Below are 24,786 nucleotides of genomic sequence, written 5' to 3'. Positions count from 1 at the left end.
TTCCATGCTTTAAGCCTGTCTCGCTTGCGGCTTGAGCCGCACGTAAAGGGTTTTACCGACCCGCGCCACAAGGTTGCCGGCGCCGTCATGAATGTCGACCTGCAACTGCGGCAGGTATTTCTCGCCACTGGCGGTCTGCCGGCGGATCTCGTCGAGCAAGGTCTCGTCGATGCTGAAGCGGGCGAATACCGGGCCTTTGCCCGGCGCAATGAAATCGATATCGGCCGCCTTGTCCCAGACGATGTACCGCGAACCGAGGTTTTCCATCAGCATCAGCATGAAAAACGGATCAACCATCGAATACAGACTGCCGCCGAACTGGGTACCGACGTAGTTGCGGTTATACCAGCCCAGGCCCATCGACACCTGAATGTCGCGGAAGTCATCGCTGATATGTCGAACCCGTACACCGGCGCCGAGGTACGGCGGGTAGAACGTCATCACCCAGCGCATCAAGCGCGCTTTGCCAAATCTGGCGGTCAACCACTTAAGCATCCGGTCGGGTTCCCAACCCCATCGCCTGACGGGCAAACCAGCGCTTGGCTGGCGGCAACAGATCGAGGCCGAGCAGACCGATATTACGGCCCAGCGAAACCAGCGGTTGCGTGCTGCCGAACAAGCGCGTGACCTGATCGGAGAAACCAACTGTAAGGTCCTGATCGAGACGCTGACGCTCGCGATACGCCTGCAAGGTGGCGAAGTCGCCGAGCGGTTTGTCGCTGCTCAACAAAGCGGCGGCCAAGGCATCGGCATCGCGCAGAGACAGGTTGAAACCCTGACCGGCAATCGGATGCAGGCTGTGCGCCGCGTTGCCGAGCACGGCCAGATGCGAACGCACCTGTTCCTCAGCTTCAACCAGCGACAGCGGATACAAATGCCGCGCGCCGACCTGTTTCAGCGTACCGAGGCGATAGCCGAAAACGCCCTGCAATTCGCTGAGGAAATCGCGCTCACTCAAGTCCGCCAGACGCTGCGCGTCCATGCCCAGACGCGTCCAGACCAGCGCGCAGCGATTTTCCGGCAGTGGCAGCAGCGCCATCGGGCCTTCGTCGGTGAAGCGCTCGAAGGCCATGCCGTTATGCGCTTCGCTCGGGGTGATGTTGGCGATCAGCGCGCTCTGGTTATACGGACGCTTGCGCACGTTGATGCCCAATTGCTCGCGCAGCCCCGAGCGCCCGCCATCGGCGAGCACCGCGAGGTCGCATTCAAGGGTGGTTTCATCATTGAGCGTCAGGCGATAGCCATCCGGCAGCGGCTCCATGCGCGTGACTTCCGCCGGGCAGCGCCAGCTGATCACGTCTTTGTCGATGTGCTGCCACAGGCACTGGCCGAGCCAGGCGTTTTCCACCACATAACCGAGTGCAGGTACGCCCTCTTCCATCGCCGACAAACGTGCGGTGGAGAAGCGGCCACGGTCGGAAACGTGGATCTGTTTGATCGGCTCGGCTCGGCGGGAGATTTCCTGCCACACGCCCAGCCGTTGATAAATCTGCCGCGAGCCGAAGGACAACGCCGACGAACGCGCGTCGTAGCTCGGCTGCCAGCTGTCGCCGGGGGCGAACGGCTCGATCAGGACAATTTTCCAGCCACGGGCCTTGGCCCCGGCCTGCAAGGCCAACGCCAGACTGGCGCCGACCAGGCCGCCACCGATGATTGCCAGATTGACTCGACTCATGCTGCGTGTGTCCGTGCTTGCGCCATCAGCGCTTCGATTTCGGCGACGGTTTTCGGCACGCCGCTGGTGAGGATTTCACAACCGGTTTTGGTCACCACCACGTCGTCCTCGATGCGTACGCCAATGCCGCGCCATTTCTTCGCGACGTTCTGATTGTCCGGGGCAATGTAGATACCCGGCTCGACGGTCAGCGCCATGCCGACCTCCAGCACGCGCCATTCGCCGCCGACCTTGTACTCGCCGACGTCGTGCACATCCATGCCCAGCCAGTGGCCGGCGCGGTGCATGTAAAAGGCTTTATAGGCTTCTGTCGCGATCAACTCGTCGACTTCGCCTTGCAGCAATCCAAGTTTCACCAGCCCGGTGGTAATCACTCGAACCGTGGCCTCATGCGCCTGATTCCAATGCTTGTTCGGAGCGATTTCGGCGAACGCGGCTTCCTGCGAGGCCAGCACCAATTCGTAGATCGCTTTCTGCTCGGGCGAAAACTTGCCGTTGACCGGCCAGGTGCGGGTGATGTCGCTGGCGTAGCAATCGATCTCGCAACCGGCGTCGATCAGCACCAGATCACCGTCCTTGAGCAGTGCGTCATTCTGCTGGTAATGCAGGATGCAGCTGTTGCGCCCGGCCGCGACGATCGAGCCGTAGGCCGGCATCTTCGCCCCGCCCTTGCGGAATTCGTAGTCGAGTTCGGCTTCGAGGCTGTACTCATAAAGCCCGGCACGGCTGGCCTGCATCGCCCGGATGTGGGCCTGGGCCGAGATCCGTGCGGCTTCGCGCATCACCTTCACTTCTGCCGCCGATTTATACAGGCGCATGTCGTGCAGCAGATGATCCAGGGCAACGAATTCGTTCGGCGGCTGGGCGCCGAGATGCGCTTTAGAGCGGATCACGTTGATCCAGTCCATCAGGTGGCGGTCGAATTCGGGGTTGCTGCCCATCGCCGAATACACCCGGTCGCGGCCTTCGATCAGGCCCGGCAGGATGTCGTCGATATCGGTAATCGGGAACGCGTCGTCAGCGCCAAAGTCGCGGATCGCGCCTTCCTGGCCTGCGCGCAAGCCGTCCCACAATTCGCGTTCGGCGTTGCGTTCACGGCAGAACAGCACGTATTCGCCGTGCTCACGGCCGGGCATCAAGACGATGACGGCCTGCGGCTCGGGGAAACCGCTGAGGTACTGGAAGTCGCTGTCCTGACGGTAGACATGCTCGACGTCGCGGTTGCGGATCGCTACCGCGGCGGCAGGCAGAATCGCGATGCTGTTGGGTTCCATCTGCGCCATCAGGGCCTTGCGGCGACGGCTGTATTCCGCTTTCGGGATATGGATCATGGGCAGATGGCTTTCCCTGGCACGCGATTAATGCAGCGACGGCTTGGCGGCTGGCGGCACGTCGGCTTTCTTGGTTTCCGAGAACAGCAGCAGCGGCGCGACGCGCAGGTACTCCATGACTTCCATGTAGTCGGTTTCGCCGTCTTCGGATTCTTCCAGGGCGTCTTGCACCTGGGAAATGGCGGCCAGATCCTGCAGCACTTCGGTAGCTTCGGTGCTGAGCATGCTGCTGTCGCGGCAGTTCAGGCCGAAACCGCTGAGGAAGCCCTGGCACCACTCGCCCAATGCAGCGGCGCGCTCAGCCAGCGGTGCGTCATCGGTCGGCAGCAGCAGAACGACGGTGACGTCGTCGCCGGTCAGCTCGCCCTTGACCATCTCTTGCAGGCCGATCAGGGCGTTGCGGACGTTGTCCTGGATGTCGCCTTCGAGCAGTTCGGCGGCGTCGATCAGCCAGCCTTCGTTATCGAAGCCGGCACCGGCGCAGCTGCGTCCGAGCAGCACGCCATGCAGTTCGGCAGGCGAGACGTTGTGGCCGCTGGAAGTCAGCAGGGTGGCAAAGGCTTGGTACGGGGAATTCGCAATGGTCATGGGCAGCTAGGCGCCAGACGGCGCTATGTCTAGAATGAAGGCCTTGTATCCTACATCGACAGACTCGCCAAGACTATTAAAGGCTGTCCGCCAGCTAACCCATCAGACAGTGAATCCAATGGAAGACAACGACCTGCAAGCGCTGATGGCCAGACTCGAACTGCTGATTGGCCGAGTCGAGCAACTAAAGAGCCAAAACGGACTCTTACTAGCTCAGGAAAAGACCTGGCGCGAGGAACGCGCGCACCTCATTGAAAAAAACGAAATCGCCCGGCGTAAGGTCGAATCGATGATTTCGCGCCTCAAGGCCCTGGAGCAAGACTCATGAGTTCAAGCAATAGCGTTACCGTGCAGATCCTCGACAAAGAGTATTCGATCATCTGCCCGCAGGAAGAACGCAGCAACCTGGTCAGTGCCGCACGCTACCTCGACGGCAAGATGCGCGAGATCCGCAGCAGCGGCAAAGTCATCGGCGCCGACCGCATTGCCGTGATGGCCGCGCTGAACATCACCCACGACCTCTTGCACAAAGAAGAGCGCCCGGACATCCAGGCCAGCGGCTCGACCCGTGAACAGGTGCGCGACTTGCTCGATCGTGTCGATCTGGTCCTGGCCGACGATCCGGACATCAGCAAGGGCTGATTCGCCAGGCCGCTTGAGGTATACTCGCGGCACTCCCTGGGGTGCTTGCCAGTTGACGATGTCCCTGAGCCGATTCGCACTACCCTGGAAGTTGCACGTTGGGCTGGTGTGCATGTCCGCCAGACGGAAAGCCTTAAAGTCTACTGCATCTTCCACCTTGAACTTTCGGGTTCAAGGGCTAAGTTGACAGCGGTTCATCCGGGGAGCCTTATTCGAATCCGATGTCGGTGAAAACCGACATCGGATTTTTTATGCGTACGTTTTCGTCCAACCTGCCGAAGCCGAACCATGACCGAACCCGCGCTGCTACCCCGCCCGCAACTCCGTCGCCTGCTGCGCAAGGCGCGCCGCTCACTGACTCCCGGTGAACAACGGCAGGCCGCCAAGGGCCTGTTCCGGCAACTGGCCCAAGACCCGCTTTTTCGCCGGGCAAAACATATCTCCCTGTACCTGCCCACTGACGGTGAAATCGACCCGCGACTGCTGCTGCGCGAAGCCCAGCGTCGGGGCAAGGCCACGTATTTGCCGGTACTCAGCGCCTGGCCGCGAACCAAAATGGTCTTCCAGCGCATCCGCCCCGGCGAGAAACTCAAGCCCAATCGCTTCCGCATTCTCGAACCGCGCGCGCAGTTGGCGCGCCAGCGGAAAATCTGGACGCTGGACCTGGTGTTGTTACCGCTGGTGGGGTTTGACGATGTCGGTGGGCGACTGGGAATGGGCGGCGGCTTCTATGATCGCAGCCTGGCGTACCTGGCGCGGCGCCGGAACTGGCGCAAGCCGACACTGCTCGGGCTGGCTCATGAGTGTCAGAAAGTCGAACGACTGGCGCAGGCGAGTTGGGATGTTCCGTTACAAGGCACGGTCACCGACAAGGCATGGTATTTCGCGGGATAGGACGCCGCGCAAATCAGCGGCGTCGGGAAGGCAGTTTCAGCGCTTGAAGGCGGTCGACTGTTGAACCTGTTGCGCCACTTCAATCGGTGCATCGGCCTTGTTGGCCCACAGACTCTGTGCATAACCGGTGGTCACGACACCGAGGCCGAACAAAATCACCAAAGTCCACAGCAAATCCGGTTTGCGTTTCATCGATTGCCCCCCTCAAGGCACATCATCACGATGACAGCAGCGGTTTCCATTCGTAGGCCGTGCAGCAGCGTCAAGCTTTAAAGGCCGGCATTTTGCGACAACGTGAACCTGCGCGCAAACGCTGACGTCAACCGACCGTCGGTTTGTCATAAAATTGCCCGACAACTTGCCCAATGAACGCTTCAGGAGCAAAAACCATGGCCTATTGGCTGATGAAATCCGAGCCGGACGAACTCTCGATCAAAGATCTGGAAAAACTCGGCAAAGCGCGCTGGGACGGGGTTCGCAACTATCAGGCACGCAACTTCCTGCGGGCGATGGCGGTAGGTGATGAGTTCTTTTTCTACCATTCCAGCTGTCCTGAGCCAGGGATTGCCGGTATCGGGAAAATAATCGAGGCGGCGTACCCGGATCCCACCGCACTGGAACCGGAAAGCCATTACTTCGACCCCAAAGCCACGCCGGAGAAAAACGCCTGGAGTGCGATCGATGTGGCGCATGTCGAGACGTTTGCGCGGGTCTTGAAGCTCGATTACCTGAAACAGCAGACCGCGCTGGCGCAAATGCCACTGGTGCAGAAAGGCTCGCGGCTTTCAGTGATGCCCGTCACCGCCGAACAATGGGCCGCTGTGCTCGGCCTGCGCTGAGAACCGCCCGGTCACGCACTGTTGGCAGACAAAAGGGTCTAGGCTTGCCGCTCATTTGATTGACATCAAGCGCCCCCAGCGCTTGAACCGTCAGACTGGACGCCACAGCCGCAGGATGCCCCCCATGTCGACGCACCGCCGTTCCTCACTGTTATTTGCCGGATCGCTCATAGCCTTATTATTGGCCGCCGGCGGCTTCGGTTACTGGAAGTCGATCAGCAGTCGCCTGCCCGAGGGGCTGTCGGCCGGCAACGGACGACTTGAGGCCACCGAAGTGCAGATCGCCAGCAAGACACCCGGTCGCCTCGCCGAGGTGCTGGTCGATGAAGGCGACAAGGTCACTCAAGGCCAACTACTGGCGCGCATGGACACCCGCACCCTTGAAGCCCAGCGCAACCAGGCCGAAGCCGAGGTCTTGCGCGCTCGGGAAAACCTTAACGCCGCGCAGGCCAATGTGCAGTTGCGTCAGAGTGAGCTACTGCTGGCCCAGCAGGAACTCGGGCGCTCTCAGTCGCTGTTCAAGCACGGTTTCGTCAGCGCTCAGGTCATCGATCAATTGCAGTCGCGCATCGGCACCGGCAACGCTGCCGTGACGGCGGCACGCGCCCAAGTGTCGGCGGTTGCTGCAGCGATCGGCGCAGCGCAGGCGCAGGTCGCTCAACTGACCAGCGAAATCGACGACAGCAGCCTGCGCGCGCCGATTGATGGCGTGATCCAGTTACGCATGGCCGAACCCGGGGAAGTGCTAGGCGCCGGTGGCCGCGTCCTGCTGTTGATTGATCTCAACGATCAGTACATGAACCTCTATCTGTCCGCCTCGGTGGCCGGGCGTCTGGCGGTGGGCGATGAAGCGCGGGTGCTGCTCGATGCCCTGCCCGACAAGCCCTTGCCGGCAAAAATCAGTTTCGTCGCCGGCAAATCGCAGTTCACCCCCAAGGAAGTCGAAACCCGCGACGAGCGGCAAAAACTGGTGTTCCGCGTCAAGCTGCGCCTGACCCAACCCAGCGCCGTGCCGCAAGCCAAGCCCGGCATGCCCGGCGCCGGGTATGTGCGCACCGCGCCGATCACCTGGCCGGCCAATCTGCAATGAGCAGCCTCGCGGTTCAGGCGAATGCTATCGCGCACCGCTACGGCAAACAGCAAGCACTGAGCGATATCACCTTCAGCCTGCCTGCCGGCACCCGCTGCGGGCTGATCGGCCCCGATGGCGCGGGCAAGTCCAGCCTGCTGGGGCTGATCGCCGGCGTGAAGGCTCAGCAGCAAGGGCAACTGGACGTCCTCGGCGGGCCGATCCAGCAGCGCCGCCACCGCGACACGCTGTATGCGCGCATCGCCTTCATGCCCCAGGGATTGGGCGGCAACCTGTATCCCGAGCTGTCGATCCGCGAAAACATTCAGTTCTTCGCCACGCTGTTCGGCCTGTCGAAGGCCGACAGCGAACAACGCATGCACAACCTGCTGCTCGCCACCGACCTGCTGAAGTTCGCCGAGCGCCCCGCTGGCAAGTTGTCCGGCGGCATGAAACAGAAACTCGGGCTGTGCTGCGCGCTGATTCATGAGCCGGACCTGCTGATCCTCGATGAACCGACCACCGGTGTCGACCCGCTCTCACGCCGGCGTTTCTGGGAGTTGGTCGACGACGTACGGCGCCAGCGCCCGCAACTGACCCTGCTGGTCGCCACCGCTTATATGGAGGAAGCCGAACAGTTCGAGCATTGTCTGATGCTCGACAACGGCCAATTGATTGCCACCGGCCTGAGCCGTGAACTGGCGGCCGTCACCCCGAGTGGCAAACTCGACGAGGCCTTCACCCATTTCCAGGGTGACAGCCAGCATGACGCCAAGCCGCTGGTGATTCCGCCACGTAGCGGTGGCTGCAGCGACATCGCCATCGAGGCCCACGACCTGACGCTGCGCTTCGGCGACTTCACCGCCGTGGATCACGTCAGCTTCGCCATCGGTCGCGGCGAGATTTTCGGCTTCCTCGGCTCCAACGGCTGCGGCAAAACCACCACCATGAAAGTCCTGACCGGGCTGATGCCGGCCAGCGAAGGCCGCGCGACACTGCTGGGCAATCCGGTGGACGCCAAGGACCTGGCCACGCGCAAGCGGGTCGGCTTCATGTCCCAGAGCTTTTCGCTGTATGGCGAACTCAGTGTGCGACAGAACCTTGAGCTGCATGCCCGGCTGTTCGACTTGCCCAAAGCCGAAAGCGCGCCACGCATCGAAGCGTTGATCAAGCGCTTCAATCTGCGCGGCGTTGCTGATCAGCAGTCAGGCGCTCTGCCCCTCGGGCTGCGTCAACGCCTGTCGCTGGCGGTGGCGGTGTTGCATCGCCCGGAAGTGCTGATCCTCGATGAGCCGACGTCCGGCGTCGACCCGGCCGCTCGCGATGACTTCTGGCGACTGTTGATCGAACTGTCCCGCGAACAAGGCGTGACGATTTTTCTCTCCACCCACTTCATGAACGAAGCCCAGCGCTGCGACCGCATCTCGCTGATGCACGCCGGCAAGGTCCTGGCGTGCGATACCCCGGCGGCGCTGCAATGTCAGTTTGCTGGAGAGACGCTGGAAGCCGCTTTCGTGAGGTGTCTGGAACAGGCTCAGGGCACCGCCGAATCGCCGCCCGCGAATGAATCGACGACGGCGCCAACGGCCAATGCACCGCCGCTCAAACAGCGCGGCTTCAGCCTCGGTCGCCTGCTGGCGGTGGCCAGTCGCGAAGGCAAGGAGCTGCTGCGTGACAAGGTGCGCATGGCGTTCGCGCTGGCGGGGGCGATTTTCATGATGGTGATTTTCGGCTACGGGATTTCCCTGGACGTGGAAAACCTCGCGTTCGCCGTGTACGACCAGGACCAGACACCGCAGAGCCGAACCTACCTGGAAGCCTTTCGCGGCTCGCGCTACTTCGATGAGCGGCCGGCCATCCACGACGCTCAAGAACTGCACCGACGCCTGCAACGTTCGGAGATCAAACTGGCGTTGGAAATCCCGCCCGGATTCGGCCGCGACCTGTACGCCGGACGGCAGCCTGCGGTGGCGGCGTGGCTGGATGGCGGCATGCCGTTTCGCGCCGAAACCAGCCGCAACTATGTCGAAGCCGTGCACTTGGCCAACCTGCAACAGTTGGCCGAGCAAAGTAGCCCCGCGATGCAACATCAGGCGGGCGCCAGCCTGGAAACCCGCTTTCGCTACAACCAGGATGTGGTCAGCGTCAACGCCATCGGCCCCGGGGTCATGGCGCTGATTCTGGCGTTCATTCCGGCGATGTTGACCGCGCTGGGCATCGTCCGCGAAAAAGAGCTGGGCTCGATCACCAACTTCTACGCCACGCCCCTGACCCGCCTGGAGTTTCTGCTCGGCAAACAGGCGCCGTACCTGCTGGTCAGCCTGGTCAACCTTGCGCTGCTGGTGGCAATGAACCGCTGGTTGTTCGGCGTGCCGTTCAAGGGCAGCCTGCTGACGCTGGCCTTCGGCGGCCTGCTCTACGTGCTGGCGACCACCAGCATGGGCCTGCTGATCTCAGCGTTCACCCGCACGCAAATCGCCGCGATCCTCGGCACCATGATCATCACCAGCCTGCCGACCATCCAGTTTTCCGGGCTGATCGTGCCGCGCTCTTCGCTGGAAGGTGCGGCTGCGGTGATGGGCATGCTGTTTCCGGCGGGGCACTTTCTCGACATCGCGGTGGGCACGTTCACCAAAGCGCTGGACCTGCGGCAGCTATGGCCGCAGTGCCTGGCGCTGTTCGGGTTCTTTGTCGGGTTCACCGGGCTGAGCCTGGTCATGCTGAAAAAGCAGGAGGCCTGAATGCACAAGTTCGCGCACATCCTGCGCCTGGGACTCAAGGAACTGACCAGCCTGCGCCACGACAGCGTTTTGCTGCTGTTCCTGTTCTACGCCTTCACCGTGGCGATCTACATGCCCGCCGCCGGCTCAGTGATCGGCGTGCACAACGCCAGCGTGGCGATCGTCGACGAAGACCACAGCGCGCTCTCGCGCCAGTTGGCCCAGGCCCTGCAACCGCCGGAGTTCCAGACGCCGGTGCTGTTGCCTTACCCGCAACTGGACCAGGTCATGGACAGCGGCCAGTACACCTTCGTCATCAACATTCCGGCAGGTTTTCAAACCGACCTGCTGGCGGCGCGGCACCCGGCCATTCAGGTCAATGTGGACGCCACCGCCATGAGCCAGGCGTTCATGGGCGCCGGTTACATCGGCCGGATCTTCCAGCGTGAACTGCAGGACTATGGCGGCCAGGGCGATGCCGCGAGCAAGACGCCGATTCAACTGACCACCCGCGCGCTGTTCAATACCAACCTGGAGGGCGGCTGGTTTCTGGCGGTAATTCAGATCGTCAACAACATCACCATTCTGGCGATCATCCTCACGGGTACGGCGCTGCTGCGCGAACGCGAACACGGCACGCTCGACCATTTGCTGGTGCTGCCGCTGACGGCGCTGGAAATCATGCTGGCGAAAATCTGGAGCAATCTGCTGGTGGTGGTGCTGTGCACCTGGCTGTCGCTGGAGGTGGTGGTCAAAGGCGCGCTCGGCGTACCGTTGGCCGGCTCGATGAGCCTGTTTTTGCTGGTGACCGCGGTTTATCTGTTTGCCAGTACCGCGTTGGGAATCTTCCTCGCGACGCTGGCGCGCTCGACACCGCAGTTCGGCCTGCTGGCGATTCCGGTGATCATCCCGATGTTGCTGCTGTCGGGCGGCAGCACGCCATTGGACAGCATGCCGCAGTGGCTGCAGTGGGTCATGCAGGGCTCACCGTCCACGCACTTTGTCAGCCTTAGCGCCGCGATTCTGTTCCGCGACGCCGGGCTGAGCGTGGTCTGGCCGGACTTGCTGGCGCTGACGGCCATCGGCCTGCTGTTCTTCGTCATCGCACTGGCACGCTTTCGCAAAAGCCTGGCGTCCTGAACAGCGGCCAGCGTACTTACTGAATGATCAGGTTGTTGAACAACAGATCTTCAACCACCGGCTTGCCGGTCTCGTCATTCATCACTTGCTGGGTTTGCTTCAGGGCTTCCTGACGCAGCTTTTCCTTGCCTTCGATGCTGCCCATCGCCTCGGTGGTCTGCTGGGTGAACAGCGCCACCAGTTGATTGCGGATCAGCGGCTCGTTGGCCTTGACCAGTTTGGTCGCCTCTTCGCCTGTCACGCGCAATGCCACATCGGCCTTGTAGACCTTGAGCTTCGGCGTGCCGTCCAGCCCGTAGTTGCCCACGAACGGCGGGCTCAGGGTGATGTAATTGACCTTCGGCGCCTCGCCTTCTTTGGCTTCTTCGGCCAGCGCTGCCACAGGCAGAGACCGGGCCAGCAACACCATGCTCCACGCTTTCACACGTCGCTCCTTATCCGGTTTGCGGCCTAGCATAACGACCCGCCGCGCAAGCACAAGCTTATGGCTGACTATCAGGGCCGGGCATGCTCGTTGCCCCGTTGACAGACACCCCGACACGTATCGGCCCTCACTCCCAAAGGAATAGCCCTGATGAAAGCCGTGCTGTGCAAAGCCTTCGGCCCTGCCGAATCGCTGGTGCTGGAAGACGTCGACAGCCCTGTCGCGAAGAAGAACGAAATCCTGCTGGACGTGCACGCCGCCGGGGTCAACTTCCCGGACACGCTGATCATCGAGGGAAAATATCAATTCAAGCCGCCCTTCCCGTTCTCGCCGGGTGGTGAAGCGGCCGGCGTGGTCAGCGTTGTGGGTGAAAAGATCAGTCATCTGAAAGTCGGTGACCGGGTCATGGCCCTGACCGGCTGGGGCAGTTTCGCCGAGCAGGTCGCGGTGCCGGGCTATAACGTGCTGCCGATTCCGCCATCAATGGACTTCAACACCGCCGCCGCCTTCAGCATGACCTACGGCACCTCGATGCACGCACTCAAGCAACGCGCCAATCTGCAACCGGGCGAAACCCTGCTGGTGCTCGGTGCGTCCGGCGGTGTCGGTCTGGCTGCCGTGGAGATTGGCAAAGCCATGGGCGCCCGCGTGATCGCCGCCGCCAGCAGCGCGGAAAAACTCGCCGTGGCCAAGGCGGCCGGCGCCGACGAGCTGATCAACTACAGCGAAACCAGCCTCAAGGACGAGATCAAACGCCTCACCGATGGCCAAGGCGCCGACGTGATTTACGACCCGGTCGGTGGCGACCTGTTCGATCAAGCCATCCGCGCCATCGCCTGGAACGGCCGCTTGCTGGTCGTCGGCTTCGCCAGCGGGCGTATTCCCGAACTGCCGGTCAACCTCGCCCTGCTCAAAGGCGCGGCAGTGCTCGGCGTGTTCTGGGGCTCGTTCGCCCAGCGTCAGCCACAGGACAACGCTGCAAACTTCCAGCAGTTGTTCGGCTGGTTTGCCGAGGGCAAGTTAAAACCGCTGGTATCGCAGGTGTATCCACTGAGCAATGCGGCGCAGGCGATCAATGATCTTGGCCGGCGCAAGGCGGTGGGCAAGGTGGTGGTGCAGGTGCGCTGAGAGTTACTCGTCGTCAGGGCCGGATAGATCCGCAGAATTTATCCGGCCTTTTTATATTTCCTGGAACCACTTGTGTTACCACCAACAAACTATCAACAGGTGGTAGCTATCTACCGCAGTCGTTTCAGCAGATCACAGTAACTTGATCCCATACAGACACAAGGAGTAACTGTATGAGTGATCAAAACTGGCGACCAGGCTATACCGACTTAGACACCACCCACATCATTGGAAATAGAACTCAAACTTATTCACCAAACTCTGAAGGTGGAGGATACGACCGTACTGGTCGAACGAGAAATAGAAGCCGAACTGGCTCAGACCTGTTCAGCCAACTATCAAGGCAAGACATCGCCGATATAAATGAAGCCGTTTTCATTTCGCAAACGGTTCAACACATTGAGGCAAGCAAAGCAGCAATAGCCAATGAACACCACGTAAAATCCAGTCAACTTTCCACCACTCTTCAATCCGAGATCAACACAGTCACTGCGAGTCTTGGCGGTGTCAACGGTATTACGCCTGTCGAGGCAATTACGCGCCAACAGACAGCCCTTACTCATCTGATACATACAAAAACTGCAGAGCAAAATAATAACCAGGCAAGAGCAAATGCATTTTATGGTGCTGATCCGCTGACCCGAACTCAACAGGATCTGATCAATGTCTACCTCCACATACCCGCGTCGGAAGTCCTTCATAGATGGACCGACGCTTACACGTCCGCTTTCGCAGCACAAAGGAATGCTGAAGAGCTAAGGCAACTGACGCACAAGCTTCATGTCCTGTCTTATCAGTTAACACAGGCCTACCAGGCAGAGGCACAGCAGGTTGCCAGGTTGCAAGCGCAAGCGGCAGCACTAGCTGCGAGAGCAAAGGCTGAAGCTGAGCATGTGGCGAAAGTCGCGGCGCAAATTGCGCAAGCAAAGGCCGAAACCGAGCATGCGGCCAAGCTCGCAGCACAGATCGCGCAAGCTGAACTGGATGCTAGAGAAGACGCACTGTGGGAAGCGAGACAAAAGGAAGCCAGGCAACTTAAAGCAGCACAACAAGCCAGGCGAAGAAGAAAGCAAATCGTAGCTTCCATCGTTGCCTCCGAGTTTGATTCGAAGCTGCGTCAATTCTCTCAGAACCAACCAGAGGGTATCGATGAGAAACTACGTTGGATAAAAGACCACTATCAAGCGCTCTATGCCGGATACCTCGCAGTGTCCAAAGCGGAAAGAGAGGTCGGTGGCGGCTACAAAACTGCGGGAAGCGAAAAGCGTTGGAGCGTATTGAATAATGCTCAAGACGAAATCAAGGCGTTAACTCGCCAGAAATACAAAATTGATAAAGTACAAATACCCTTGATTGACGGCACAACTACTGCCGTTCGACCACTTGTCGTCACCGCAGACGGCTTGATTTCCGGGCATGAAGGCTCACCTTTCTCACCCGCTAAAGCACTCGGTTCCCTGAATGACCTTCGCACAACCCTGACCAGTGGGCCAATCGGCGTCTTTCTAGCTTCAATTTTCTACACTCCGACACTTGGAAACGGCGAGCTACAGCGCAATCCCGTGGTAGTCACCATACCGCTGTCTCAGTTTTACCCAGAGCGTAAATACTCCCCATCTGGAACACCTGTTCTCCTCTACTGGCTGCGGCACCGCGTAGTGGCATCCGCCCGAGGAGAACACACACGACTCTATCTTGAGTCGCCCAAAAACAGCTTTGGCGTGAGGGTCAGGCAAGCCAGTTTTGACCCCCAAACAAAACTTTACACGTTCACTACCGAAGGCTTGATCCCGATTACGCTGACCTGGACTCCTGATTCACCGCCAGGTGATGAGTTATTGAACAGCACCGACCTGCCGGCTACCGACTCCGGTATCCGAATTTATCCCGGAGCGAGAGTCACACAAATCGAGGGGCGAGTAGACGAACACCCCTCCTGCGACTTTGACGATCCTGATGATTACATCCTGGAGTTTCCGATAGAGTCGGGGATCGAATCCATCTACATGATGGCCACTCGCGGCGGCCCGCGTTATGAGCCGGGTACGGTGGCAGGCACAGGGCAGGTGGTTGGCGAAAATTGGTTGGGTAGCGCGACACAACCAAGTGGCTCGCCGGTTCCTGCACAGATTGCGGATCAGTTGCGTGGTCAGGATTTCAGAAACTTTGATAGATTCAGGGAAAAATTCTGGCGTACGGTCGCTGCTGATTCGGACCTTTCAAAGCAATTCAGCAAAGCTGACCTCAAGCTATTAGCGAATGGTGCAGCGCCCAGCACTGACGAGATAGACTCTGTTGGCCGAAGGGACAAGTACGAAATCCACCACATAGAACACATCAAAGACGGCGGTGAAGTTTATAACATTGAAAATTTAACTATAATGACCCCTCACGCACATATAGAACTACACAAGAACGGTATAAAACCATGAAATTAAAAGATAAATTCGAAGATTATACCGAAGAAGAGTTTTTACTTTTTGTGACGGAATTTTTTGAAGATACAAACGGCCTTACCGGCGACGCACTAAGTGCATATACAAGCAATCTCGCACTTCATTTTGAAAAAATAACTGAGCACCCAAAAAAACGCGCGGTTATATTTCGCCCGGCACCTGACCGCGAAGACAGTCCTGCTGGAGTCGTAAAAGAAGTCAAAGAATGGCGTGAAGCAAACGGTAAACCCGGCTTTAAGCCTGATTAATCCAATGAAGCAGCACTACAATCTGTGGTGCTGCTTAAGTTCAGATCAAAGCAACTCCCGAATCTCCACAGGCAGCAGACTCATAAACTTGCGCGCTGGACTCTCTCGACAACTTCTTACGATCATCGGAACCCGCTTGTTCATCTTCGCAATCATCGCCAGACGCTCCTCATCCGACAATTGATGCCTGGTGATTGAATTTGAAAGATAGGCCCGCGTATACGCAAATACGCTTGAGTCAACCCAATCGAACTCGCTCATATTTCCAAGGTTTTCGTTAACGGCCCGGCATTTAACTGTTTTCAGCCATTGGTTGATATGAAGCGGGTGGTCTTCGAGGTGGAAAATCATTGGCGCGACGATTTCCTGCTCTTCAGGTTTGTCCCCTTCAATCACCCAGGGTTTGAACCGCCACTGCGCTATCGCGGCTCGAACTGCTTCGGCCAAGTCCGGGTGAGTGCTTTCCCGAATCCTGATGTCGCTGACCGAGCCATCCGCCCTGGCGATAAAACTGACCTTCACCTCCCCGGTGATGCCCGCCCGTTGCAGCATTCGAGGATAGACCGGTTGGGGATTGTTTTCCGGGATCAAAAACTTCTCTGAGGCAAGCGCAGAACCTCCGAACACCAACAAAAGCCAAGCAAAAAACCAGCGCATGATCCCCCCCCTTCCTTAGTGATTCGCCCTTCCCGGCAACAGCACAAAGGTTACGGAGCAATGGCTTTGAACTGAATGGCGCAGCTTCTCCTTTGGACGCAGGACATTTCCTAAACCCCGTCCCTAAAAAGGGTAAATAACCGCGCAAAAGGGTCACCGGTAACTTTTCTGACGGACTGTTAGCCGCGACCGGGATCAGCAATATCGCCCGGCAGCAAATGTTCCTGAATCTTCTGGCTACGCGATTCGACAAGTTGCCCCTTGTCGTCGAAGCGCAAAACGATGAGCCAGTCGTAGACATCCACCGGCCATTTCGGTTGACCGATCAATGCCGGGCCGTCGCCACCAAAAGCCGAGATCAACTTGTTGATATGCCCGTGGTGCCAGGCAATCAGCACGGTTTTCGCCTGATTACTCTTGCGCAGCAAACTGACCAGTTTGTCGACATCGTTATTGGCATAAGGCTGTTCGATGGGCAGTTGCAGGCGCTGGGACAGCGGGATCAGCGTCTGACGCGGGCGCATACTTTCCGCGCTGTCGGCGGTAGCGATCAGGCGCTGAGGTATCAGCGTCTGGCCGTCCAGCATCAGCGCACTGAAATAGTCGGCATAGGCCACAGCCCGTTGCTCTCCTCGGGCATTGAGCTGCCTGCCGACCTCAGGTTTTTCCGCATGACGCACGATCAGCACCGTGACATTGCGCAAACCCGGTGCCGCAGAATCCTGGGCGTAACTCAGTGCCAGAACGGACACAGTGATTACGGCCGCCGCCAGCAATCCGGGCAGCAACATACGAACCTTCAGAGCCATCATTTATCTCGGTTGAATCAGTCGGAGTGACTGATCAGGAGTCTATGACAGCCATCGTCGACCGCTACAAAAACGCCCTGTTCTTACAGCTGAGCGACAGGTTCGTAAAGGAACACGCGAATTCGACTATTTCCGCTGTTTGGTCGATGCGAACCGGTGCTATTTTCGGTAACGAAACTGTAACATTCGCATCCGCAGTCAAAACAAGAAATTTGGAGCTCTTGAATGTTTGCTTTCTTTCGTCCTGCCGCACATCAGGCTCCATTGCCTGAAGAAAAAATAGACAGCACTTACCGACGCCTGCGCTGGCAGATCTTCGCCGGTATCTTCTTTGGCTACGCGGGTTATTACCTGCTGCGCAAAAACTTCTCCCTGGCCATGCCGTACCTGATCGAAGAAGGCTACAGCCGCGGTGATCTGGGTCTGGCGATGTCGGCGATCGCGATCGCTTACGGCTTGTCGAAATTCCTCATGGGCCTGGTGTCCGACCGCTCCAACCCGCGTTACTTCCTGCCGTTCGGCCTGCTGGTCTCGGCCGGGGTGATGTTCATTTTCGGTTTCGCACCATGGGCAACGTCCAGCGTGACCATGATGTTCATTCTGTTGTTCATTAACGGCTGGGCCCAAGGCATGGGTTGGCCGCCAAGTGGCCGGACCATGGTGCACTGGTGGTCGCAGAAGGAACGTGGCGGCGTAGTGTCGGTGTGGAACGTGGCGCATAACGTCGGCGGTGGCCTGATCGGCCCGCTGTTCCTGATCGGCATGGGCCTGTTCAACGACTGGCACGCAGCGTTCTACGTACCGGCAGCGGTGGCGCTGGGCGTGGCGGTGTTTGCCTTCATCACCATGCGCGACACCCCGCAATCGGTGGGCCTGCCGCCGATCGAGAAGTACAAGAACGACTACCCGGAAGGTTACGACGCCAGCCACGAAGACGAATTCAGCGCCAAGGAAATCTTCGTCAAGTACGTGCTGCGCAACAAAATGCTCTGGTACATCGCCATGGCCAACGTCTTCGTCTACTTGCTGCGCTACGGCGTTCTGGACTGGGCGCCGACCTACCTCAAGGAAGCCAAGGGTTTCACCGTGGATAAAACCTCGTGGGCCTATTTCTTCTACGAGTGGGCGGGCATTCCGGGCACGCTGCTGTGCGGCTGGATGTCGGACAAGATCTTCCGTGGCAACCGTGGCCTGACCGGCATGGTGTTCATGGCACTGGTGACCGTGGCGACCCTGGTTTACTGGTTGAACCCGGCCGGCAACCCGACCGTCGACATGATCGCGCTGTTCTCCATCGGCTTCCTGATCTACGGCCCGGTAATGCTGATCGGCCTGCAGGCGCTGGAACTGGCACCGAAGAAAGCCGCCGGCACTGCTGCCGGTTTCACCGGTCTGTTCGGTTATCTGGGCGGTTCGGTCGCGGCCAGTGCGGCGATGGGCTACACCGTGGACCACTTCGGCTGGGACGGTGGTTTCGTCTTGCTGGTCGGCGCTTGCCTGCTGTCGATGGCCTTCCTGGCCCCGACCCTGTGGCACAAGCAAGTCGCCAGTCAGAGCCGCGAAGCCATCGCCTGATCGGCTGTTGATTTGCAGCGCTTGAGTCGCGCCTCCAGATTTCGGTCTGGCATGGCGTGACTGCGCAGGGCGTGTGCGGTCTGCTCGACATAATCGCGAGTGGTGCCGTAACGCCCGCAGGCGCTTTCGAACACCTGGCTCAGCACATGATCCGGCAGGTTGCCGGCATAGCTGGGCAGGTGTCGCTCCAATACAAATCCCAACGCCTGTACCTGAGTGCCATCTTCGAGTCGGCAATTGAGCCAGTGTGGCCGATAGGACGGCACCGGCATCTCGCGTTTCCACAGCGCATACAGCGCAGCGTCGAGGTTGTCTTCCGGCAGCCGATAGGCGAAGCCGCTGCACGAACCGCCGCGATCCAGACCAAACACCAGGCCGGGCATTTCCGGCGTGCCGCGATGCTCGTGCGACCACAGGTACAAGCCGCGATGGTAGCCATGCACGCGACCGCGCACCCGTTCGACTGCCGAACATTCCGGCCGCCAGATCAGCGAACCATAGGCGAACAGCCACACCGGCCCGCCCTTGTGGCGTGCCATGGTCGATTGCATGGAAGCGAGAAGTTGTTCGTGCGTCAGCTGCGGCCCAAGATCGAGCCGTGGAGGGTAAGCAAGATTCAAGAATCCGTTTTCAATGGCGCTCATGGCGAATAGCGTTCAGCTCCCCGCGGGTGAAGAATTACTTAATAGAACGCACCGCTGTAACAATAAGGCACATATGTTTTAAGGCAATTTAAGTGCCATGGCACAGTTCTTAATTAATTGCCCTATTGATATATAACCTAGCGGTATTTACCCAATTAGATAAATACCGATCAGCTATATAGAGGGTTATAAAGACTCAGGAGCGCGGAGCGTAAGCGAACACATCGGCACGCATTTGATGAGCGTCCATGCCAGCTTCAACAAGTGCATCCAGCGTGCCGTAGACCATGGCCGGTGAGCCGCTGGCGTAGACGTGCAACGGTTTCAGATCCGGGAAGTCTTCGCACACCGCTTCGTGCAACATCCCGCAGCGCCCTTCCCAACCGCATTGGTCGCTGACGACTTTGTGCAGAAACAGATTGGGCAGTTTCAACCATTCGTCCCAGTGTTCGATGTCATAGAAATCTTCCGGACGACGCACGCCCCAGTACAGATGCACCGGGTGTTTGAAGCCGTTGGCGCGGCAATGCTCGATCAGGCTGTGGATCTGGCCCATGCCAGTACCTGCGGCGATCAGCACCAGCGGTCCGTCAGGCAATTCGGCAAGATGGGTGTCACCGAACGGCAGTTCGACGCGCACCATCGCGTTGCGTTGCAGCTGTTCGATCAGACTCAACGCACTGGCTTCGCGCGCCAGCACGTGGATTTCCAGATCGCGCCCGCCGTGGGGTGCCGAGGCCATGGAGAACGCCGACTTCTCGCCGTTCTCGCGTTCGATCATCAGATACTGCCCGGCGTGATAACGCGGTGGCTTGCCGGCCGGTGCACGCAGACGCACACGCCAGGTGTCGCCGCCGACGTCCCGGCATTCAATGACCTGACACGACAGGCTGCGCACCGGCAGTTCTCCCAGCGCGAGCACGCCATCCCACAGCAGGATGCAGTCTTCCAGCGGCTCGGCTATGCAAGTGTAGAACTCGCCGTGGTCATGCACCTTGCCGGCCTGCTCGACACGGCCTTCGACCAGCAGCGCCGCACACACGTGACAATTGCCGTTGCGGCAGCTTTGCGGGCATTCGTAGCCCAGGCGCCGCGCACCATCGAGAATCCGCTCGCCGGGCCGTATCTCAAGCACCGCTCCGGAGGGCTGCAGGGTTACACGCATCAATCTATTCCTAACTGATTCCAGATGGCATCGATCCGTTGGGTGACGGCGTCGTCCTTGACGATCACACGGCCCCACTCGCGAGTGGTTTCGCCCGGCCACTTGTGGGTGGCATCCAGGCCCATTTTCGAACCCAGGCCGGAGACCGGCGAGGCGAAGTCGAGGTAGTCGATCGGCGTGTTGTCGATCATCACCGTGTCGCGCTTGGGGTCCATGCGCGTGGTGATGGCCCAGATCACGTCGTTCCAGTCGCGGGCGTTGATATCGTCGTCACAGACGATAACGAACTTGGTGTACATGAACTGTCGCAAAAACGACCAGACACCGAGCATCACGCGCTTGGCATGCCCCGGATACGACTTCTTCATGGTCACGATGGCCATGCGGTACGAGCAGCCTTCCGGCGGCAGATAGAAGTCGGTGATCTCCGGGAACTGCTTCTGCAGGATCGGCACGAACACTTCATTGAGTGCTACACCGAGAATCGCCGGCTCATCCGGCGGACGGCCAGTGTAAGTGCTGTGGTAGATCGGTTTGATGCGGTGGGTGATGCGCTCGACGGTGAACACCGGGAAGCTGTCGACTTCGTTGTAGTAACCGGTGTGGTCGCCGTACGGACCTTCGTCGGCCATTTCGCCCGGGTGGATCACGCCTTCGAGGATGATCTCGGCGGTGGCCGGCACTTGCAGGTCGTTGCCACGGCACTTCACCAATTCGGTGCGGTTACCGCGCAGCAGGCCGGCGAAAGCGTATTCGGACAGGCTGTCCGGCACCGGGGTCACGGCGCCGAGGATGGTTGCCGGATCGGCGCCAAGGGCCACAGACACCGGGAACGGCTGGCCCGGATGTTTCTCGCACCATTCGCGATAGTCCAGCGCGCCGCCACGGTGGCTGAGCCAGCGCATGATGACTTTGTTGCGGCCGATCACTTGCTGACGGTAGATACCGAGATTCTGGCGGTCCTTGTTCGGGCCTTTGGTGACGGTCAGGCCCCAGGTGATCAGCGGACCGACGTCGCCGGGCCAGCAGGTCTGTACCGGCAGCATCGCCAGGTCGACGTCGTCGCCTTCGACGACCACTTCCTGGCAGACCGCGTCTTTGACGACTTTCGGCGCCATCGAGATGATCTTGCGGAAGATCGGCAGTTTCGACCACGCGTCTTTCAAGCCCTTCGGCGGCTCCGGCTCCTTGAGGAACGCCAGCAGCTTGCCGATTTCGCGTAGCTCGCTGACCGATTCGGCGCCCATGCCCATGGCCACCCGCTCGGGGGTGCCGAACAGGTTGCCGAGCACCGGAATGTCGTAGCCGGTCGGTTTTTCGAACAGCAGCGCCGGGCCTTTGGCCCGCAGCGTGCGGTCGCACACCTCGGTCATTTCCAGCACCGGCGAGACGGGAATCTGGATGCGTTTCAACTCTCCGCGCTGCTCAAGCTGCTGCACGAAATCCCGAAGATCCTTGAATTTCATTGACGATGGCACCCTCAAAATAGGCGTACATCCTACCTGCTCTGACGGGCAAACAGCAGCCCGTCAGCGCCCGGCATCGTTCAATTGTGGCTCGTGCCCAGCAGGATCGGCGCAAACAACGGGCTCAGTCTGGCACTACCGACGTCCGAAAGATGATCCGCATCCTTGTACTGCGAGTGGCCGTCGACATCGATGGCGCAGAGCCCGTCCTTGCACATCAGCGGTGTCGGGTCGATGACATGCACGCCGGAATCGGCGGCGCTCATCGAAGCGAACAGGTCAGTGAAAAACTGCTGACGTGCCAGATGTTCACTGAGCGGACGACCAAGCCCTTCTGCCGAACGGCCGATCCGGGCCAGGCTGGTCAGGCGGTCGATGTAACTCTTGTGCTGCAGTGGCACTTCCTTGAACAGCCAGACTTGCACGCCGGACTCGCGCAACCCTGCCACGCGCGCTTTGATAGCGGCAGCCATTCGTTGCTCTGCCTGGCGCGGGTTGTCTTTGCGATCAAGCAGGAACTGCCGATCCCCGTCGCCGTCTTCGCGGCCATAAACGTACAGACTCCAGTTCGCTGCCAGCACCACGTCCTTGATCCCCAGACTGATGACGCGTTCCATGTTGCGCTGGTTGAAGTCTTTGCACTGCGGGCGCAAAGCGTCATCGATGATCGGCGGGCACCCCGTCAGGCTGTACAGCCACACCGGCTGCACGTTGCGGCCAGTATTGCCCTCGATGGCCGGCAACAATGCGGCGGCGTGACTGTCGCCCCAGAACATTTTTGTCGCCGTAATACTCTGGTCACCGCCCACCAGGCAGGACTTGGTCAGCGCCTTGTCGGTGCTCAAGTGCATGCACTTCGACTGCCCGGCGTTCCACTCACGCGATTGTGCATACTCGAGCGCCTTGCCGCTGAGACGTTGCGGAACACCGTCTGCCGAGCGAATCACCGAACCGGTAATCGCCAGCACCGTGATCGACACCAAACCACCGACCAACACCGAGTTACGGCTGGCAAACACTCGCTTCTCACGAAACGGCAGCTCGATATACCGCAGGCTCAGCCACGCCAGGGCCAACGCCAAGGCCATCCAGCCGAGCGCTTCCAGCGGCTGGATGCCGTCGATGGAAATCGCGTTGGCATACACGTAAACCGGCCAGTGCCACAGATAAAGCGAGTAGGAAAGCAAGCCAATCCAGACCAGAACCCGGACACTCAACAGACGACTGGCCCAGGTTGCGCCCTGTGCACCCGACCAGATCAGCGCCGTCGTGCCCAGTACCGGCAGCAAGGCTGCCCAGCCCGGAAACACCGTGGTCTTGTCAAAAGTGAAAACGGCCACCAGCACCGCCGCCAGTCCGGCGAGGCCAACGGCCTGCCGCAGCCATGGCCGCGCGACGTGTTTCGGTACCGGCAACACCGCCAGCATGGCCCCGCAGAGCAACTCCCAGGCGCGGGTCGGCAGCGCGAAAAAGGCGAATTCAGGTCTGCGCTCGATGTAGAGGATGTTCAAACCGAACGACACCAGCAGCACCGCGAACAACATCCAGCGCCAATGCCGGACGTAGCGCATCAGCAACACCATCATCAGCGGGAAGAAAATGTAGTACTGCTCCTCCACCGCCAGCGACCAGGTATGCAGCAACGGCTTGAGTTCCGAGGCGGGCTGGAAGTAGCCGTCCTCGCGCATGAACAGAATGTTGGAAATGAACAGGGACTGGTAACGAATCGTGCGCCCCAGCTCTGCCAGGTCTTTGGCCGTCAGCAAAAGCCAGCCTAGTGCCAGCGTCACCACTACAACCACGGTCAATGCCGGCAGGATGCGCCGGGCGCGACGCCCCCAGAAATCGAGGAAGCTGAAGCGCTGCGCACTGATTTCACGGAACAGGATCGAAGTGATCAGGAATCCGGAGATGACGAAAAACACATCAACGCCGACAAAGCCGCCACTGAACGTATTGAATCCGAAATGAAACAGTACGACGGGTAAAACCGCCAGTGCCCGTAATCCGTCGATATCACGGCGATTGCCAAACGTGTGCATGAAAAACCTTACCTGATCTGGATACAAAATCCCTTGAAGGCGCGAAGTTATCAGCCGCGCAAACTTCAATCCAGATACAAATAATCCGGCACAAAAAAAAGCGCCCTTTCGGGCGCCTTTTTCAAACAGCTTTTCGTATCACTTGCGCTTCATCGACAAGAAGAACTCGTCGTTGGTCTTGGTCGTTTTCAGCTTGTCGACCAGGAACTCGATGGCGGCAACTTCGTCCATCGGGTGCAGCAGCTTGCGCAGGATCCACATGCGCTGCAGTTCGTCGTCGGCGGTCAGCAACTCTTCGCGGCGGGTGCCGGAACGGTTGATGTTGATGGCCGGGAAGACGCGCTTTTCCGCAATCTTGCGGTCCAGCGGCAGTTCCATGTTGCCGGTACCCTTGAACTCTTCGTAGATCACTTCGTCCATCTTCGAGCCGGTTTCAACCAGCGCGGTGGCGATAATGGTCAGCGAGCCGCCTTCTTCGATGTTTCGCGCAGCACCGAAGAAACGCTTCGGTTTCTCCAGGGCGTGGGCGTCAACACCACCGGTCAGCACCTTGCCGGAGCTCGGGATCACGGTGTTGTAGGCGCGGGCCAGACGGGTGATGGAGTCGAGCAGGATCACCACGTCCTTCTTGTGTTCAACAAGGCGCTTGGCCTTCTCGATCACCATTTCGGCAACCTGTACGTGACGGGTCGGCGGTTCGTCGAAGGTCGATGCAACCACTTCGCCGCGCACGGTGCGCTGCATTTCGGTCACTTCTTCCGGACGTTCGTCGATCAGCAGCACGATCAGATGAACTTCAGGGTTGTTACGGGCGATGTTCGCTGCGATGTTTTGCAGCATGATCGTTTTACCGGCTTTCGGCGGAGCGACGATCAGGCCACGCTGGCCTTTGCCGATCGGGGCGCACAGGTCGATCACACGACCGGTCAAGTCTTCGGTGGAACCGTTACCGGCTTCCATCTTCATGCGCACGGTCGGGAACAGCGGGGTCAGGTTCTCGAAGAGAATCTTGTTTTTCGCGTTCTCCGGACGATCGAAGTTGATCGTGTCGACCTTGAGCAGGGCGAAATACCGCTCGCCTTCCTTCGGAGGGCGAATCTTGCCAACGATGGTGTCACCGGTGCGCAAGTTGAAACGGCGGATCTGGCTCGGCGAGACGTAGATATCGTCCGGGCCGGCCAGGTAGGAGGCGTCAGCGGAGCGCAGGAAGCCGAAGCCGTCCTGGAGACTCTCCAGCACGCCATCACCGGAGATTTCCTCGCCGCTTTTGGCGT

Annotated in this window: 24 protein-coding genes and 1 other RNA gene; 12 read left to right on the top strand and 13 right to left on the bottom strand. The window is 59.5% G+C overall.

From position 1 onward, the window contains the following. Nucleotides 1-9 precede the first annotated feature (9 nt). The 4 genes from ACIONG_RS19625 to ACIONG_RS19610 are packed head-to-tail and all read right to left on the bottom strand — an operon-like array spanning nucleotide 10 to nucleotide 3,594. Complete coding sequence (locus tag ACIONG_RS19625) at nucleotides 10-495, bottom strand: DUF4442 domain-containing protein (RefSeq protein WP_103302503.1); 486 nt, start codon at nucleotides 493-495, stop codon at nucleotides 10-12. Further along, entirely contained in the window at nucleotides 488-1,675 is a 1,188-nt protein-coding gene (gene ubiH, locus ACIONG_RS19620; protein ID WP_103302504.1) for a 2-octaprenyl-6-methoxyphenyl hydroxylase, read from the bottom strand. The genes ACIONG_RS19625 and ubiH overlap by 8 nt, the downstream gene beginning before the upstream one ends. Beyond that, the gene (gene pepP, locus ACIONG_RS19615; RefSeq protein WP_103302505.1) at nucleotides 1,672-3,006 is read right to left on the bottom strand and encodes a Xaa-Pro aminopeptidase; all 1,335 of its coding nucleotides are present in this window, start codon (nucleotides 3,004-3,006) and stop codon (nucleotides 1,672-1,674) included. The genes ubiH and pepP overlap by 4 nt, the downstream gene beginning before the upstream one ends. A gap of 27 nt (nucleotides 3,007-3,033) precedes the next feature. Beyond that, a complete protein-coding gene (locus ACIONG_RS19610; RefSeq protein WP_123532641.1) occupies nucleotides 3,034-3,594 on the bottom strand; it encodes a YecA family protein in 561 nt (186 codons plus the stop codon). A gap of 118 nt (nucleotides 3,595-3,712) precedes the next feature. On the opposite strand from ACIONG_RS19610, the gene ACIONG_RS19605 reads away from it, so the two are divergent. The 4 genes from ACIONG_RS19605 (at nucleotide 3,713) to ACIONG_RS19590 (ending at nucleotide 5,130) form a co-directional block, all read left to right on the top strand. After that, nucleotides 3,713-3,922 carry a TIGR02449 family protein gene (locus ACIONG_RS19605; RefSeq protein ID WP_103302507.1) on the top strand — a complete coding sequence of 70 codons (210 nt, stop codon included), beginning with the start codon at nucleotides 3,713-3,715 and terminating at the stop codon, nucleotides 3,920-3,922. After that, on the top strand, nucleotides 3,919-4,236 hold the full coding sequence (locus ACIONG_RS19600) for a cell division protein ZapA (protein ID WP_007967943.1): 318 nt from the start codon (nucleotides 3,919-3,921) through the stop codon (nucleotides 4,234-4,236). Before ACIONG_RS19605 ends, ACIONG_RS19600 begins: the two co-directional genes overlap by 4 nt. 30 nt (nucleotides 4,237-4,266) lie before the next feature. Continuing rightward, nucleotides 4,267-4,445, top strand: a non-coding RNA gene (gene ssrS / locus ACIONG_RS19595) — 6S RNA. A 79-nt stretch (nucleotides 4,446-4,524) separates the two neighbouring features. Further along, nucleotides 4,525-5,130, top strand: a complete 606-nt coding sequence (locus ACIONG_RS19590) for a 5-formyltetrahydrofolate cyclo-ligase (RefSeq protein WP_401302117.1) — start codon at nucleotides 4,525-4,527, stop codon at nucleotides 5,128-5,130. A gap of 36 nt (nucleotides 5,131-5,166) precedes the next feature. Here the strand turns inward: ACIONG_RS19590 and ACIONG_RS19585 are convergent, their stop codons facing one another. Next, the gene (locus ACIONG_RS19585) at nucleotides 5,167-5,322 is read right to left on the bottom strand and encodes a hypothetical protein (protein WP_007911192.1); all 156 of its coding nucleotides are present in this window, start codon (nucleotides 5,320-5,322) and stop codon (nucleotides 5,167-5,169) included. Between the two features lie 197 nt (nucleotides 5,323-5,519). Between ACIONG_RS19585 and ACIONG_RS19580 the strand changes: the two genes are divergently transcribed. The 4 genes from ACIONG_RS19580 (at nucleotide 5,520) to ACIONG_RS19565 (ending at nucleotide 10,898) form a co-directional block, all read left to right on the top strand. Further along, the gene (locus ACIONG_RS19580; RefSeq protein ID WP_401302114.1) at nucleotides 5,520-5,969 is read left to right on the top strand and encodes an EVE domain-containing protein; all 450 of its coding nucleotides are present in this window, start codon (nucleotides 5,520-5,522) and stop codon (nucleotides 5,967-5,969) included. A 124-nt stretch (nucleotides 5,970-6,093) separates the two neighbouring features. Then, nucleotides 6,094-7,059, top strand: coding sequence for an HlyD family secretion protein (locus tag ACIONG_RS19575; RefSeq protein ID WP_401302111.1), 966 nt, complete (start codon nucleotides 6,094-6,096; stop codon nucleotides 7,057-7,059). Continuing rightward, complete coding sequence (rbbA, locus tag ACIONG_RS19570) at nucleotides 7,056-9,779, top strand: ribosome-associated ATPase/putative transporter RbbA (protein ID WP_401302108.1); 2,724 nt, start codon at nucleotides 7,056-7,058, stop codon at nucleotides 9,777-9,779. The genes ACIONG_RS19575 and rbbA overlap by 4 nt, the downstream gene beginning before the upstream one ends. Next, nucleotides 9,780-10,898 (top strand): ABC transporter permease, encoded by a 1,119-nt coding sequence (locus ACIONG_RS19565; protein WP_401302105.1) that lies wholly within the window; start codon nucleotides 9,780-9,782, stop codon nucleotides 10,896-10,898. It abuts the gene before it with no gap. Nucleotides 10,899-10,914: 16 nt separating this feature from the next. On the opposite strand, the gene ACIONG_RS19560 is transcribed toward ACIONG_RS19565, so the two are convergent. Then, on the bottom strand, nucleotides 10,915-11,322 hold the full coding sequence (locus ACIONG_RS19560; protein ID WP_401302102.1) for a flagellar basal body-associated protein FliL: 408 nt from the start codon (nucleotides 11,320-11,322) through the stop codon (nucleotides 10,915-10,917). A 150-nt stretch (nucleotides 11,323-11,472) separates the two neighbouring features. Here ACIONG_RS19560 and ACIONG_RS19555 point away from each other — a divergent pair, with 150 nt between their 5' ends. From ACIONG_RS19555 to ACIONG_RS19545, 3 genes are all read left to right on the top strand, one after another. Then, on the top strand, nucleotides 11,473-12,450 hold the full coding sequence (locus ACIONG_RS19555) for an NADPH:quinone oxidoreductase family protein (protein ID WP_401302099.1): 978 nt from the start codon (nucleotides 11,473-11,475) through the stop codon (nucleotides 12,448-12,450). 173 nt (nucleotides 12,451-12,623) lie between these two features. Continuing rightward, entirely contained in the window at nucleotides 12,624-14,882 is a 2,259-nt protein-coding gene (locus tag ACIONG_RS19550; protein ID WP_401302096.1) for an S-type pyocin domain-containing protein, read from the top strand. After that, nucleotides 14,879-15,154 carry a bacteriocin immunity protein gene (locus tag ACIONG_RS19545; RefSeq protein ID WP_213026911.1) on the top strand — a complete coding sequence of 92 codons (276 nt, stop codon included), beginning with the start codon at nucleotides 14,879-14,881 and terminating at the stop codon, nucleotides 15,152-15,154. The genes ACIONG_RS19550 and ACIONG_RS19545 overlap by 4 nt, the downstream gene beginning before the upstream one ends. A 45-nt stretch (nucleotides 15,155-15,199) precedes the next feature. On the opposite strand, the gene ACIONG_RS19540 is transcribed toward ACIONG_RS19545, so the two are convergent. Further along, a complete protein-coding gene (locus tag ACIONG_RS19540) occupies nucleotides 15,200-15,811 on the bottom strand; it encodes an energy transducer TonB (RefSeq protein WP_401302093.1) in 612 nt (203 codons plus the stop codon). 179 nt (nucleotides 15,812-15,990) lie between these two features. Then, nucleotides 15,991-16,620: a flagellar basal body-associated protein FliL gene (locus ACIONG_RS19535; protein WP_103302946.1), complete on the bottom strand. Its 630-nt coding sequence runs from the start codon at nucleotides 16,618-16,620 to the stop codon at nucleotides 15,991-15,993. Between the two features lie 225 nt (nucleotides 16,621-16,845). Between ACIONG_RS19535 and glpT the strand changes: the two genes are divergently transcribed. Beyond that, complete coding sequence (gene glpT / locus ACIONG_RS19530) at nucleotides 16,846-18,195, top strand: glycerol-3-phosphate transporter (protein WP_213026914.1); 1,350 nt, start codon at nucleotides 16,846-16,848, stop codon at nucleotides 18,193-18,195. On the opposite strand, the gene ACIONG_RS19525 is transcribed toward glpT, so the two are convergent. From ACIONG_RS19525 to rho, 5 genes are all read right to left on the bottom strand, one after another. Next, nucleotides 18,171-18,839 (bottom strand): gamma-glutamylcyclotransferase, encoded by a 669-nt coding sequence (locus ACIONG_RS19525; RefSeq protein WP_213026915.1) that lies wholly within the window; start codon nucleotides 18,837-18,839, stop codon nucleotides 18,171-18,173. The two genes, glpT and ACIONG_RS19525, sit on opposite strands and share 25 nt — an antisense overlap. 196 nt (nucleotides 18,840-19,035) lie before the next feature. Then, on the bottom strand, nucleotides 19,036-20,004 hold the full coding sequence (locus ACIONG_RS19520; protein WP_213026916.1) for a CDP-6-deoxy-delta-3,4-glucoseen reductase: 969 nt from the start codon (nucleotides 20,002-20,004) through the stop codon (nucleotides 19,036-19,038). Further along, nucleotides 20,004-21,470, bottom strand: a complete 1,467-nt coding sequence (gene ubiD, locus ACIONG_RS19515) for a 4-hydroxy-3-polyprenylbenzoate decarboxylase (RefSeq protein ID WP_401302088.1) — start codon at nucleotides 21,468-21,470, stop codon at nucleotides 20,004-20,006. The genes ACIONG_RS19520 and ubiD overlap by 1 nt, the downstream gene beginning before the upstream one ends. Before the next feature lie 80 nt (nucleotides 21,471-21,550). Further along, the gene (locus ACIONG_RS19510; protein ID WP_401302085.1) at nucleotides 21,551-23,512 is read right to left on the bottom strand and encodes an acyltransferase family protein; all 1,962 of its coding nucleotides are present in this window, start codon (nucleotides 23,510-23,512) and stop codon (nucleotides 21,551-21,553) included. Between the two features lie 138 nt (nucleotides 23,513-23,650). Continuing rightward, a partial coding sequence (rho, locus tag ACIONG_RS19505) for a transcription termination factor Rho (protein WP_401302082.1) occupies nucleotides 23,651-24,786 on the bottom strand: 1,136 nt, incomplete at its 5' end.

Source organism: Pseudomonas sp. NPDC087817 (assembly GCF_044742875.1).
GTDB lineage: Bacteria > Pseudomonadota > Gammaproteobacteria > Pseudomonadales > Pseudomonadaceae > Aquipseudomonas.
The sequence above is the reverse complement of the archived record's forward strand: the minus strand, read 5'-3'. Positions and strand labels throughout refer to the sequence as shown.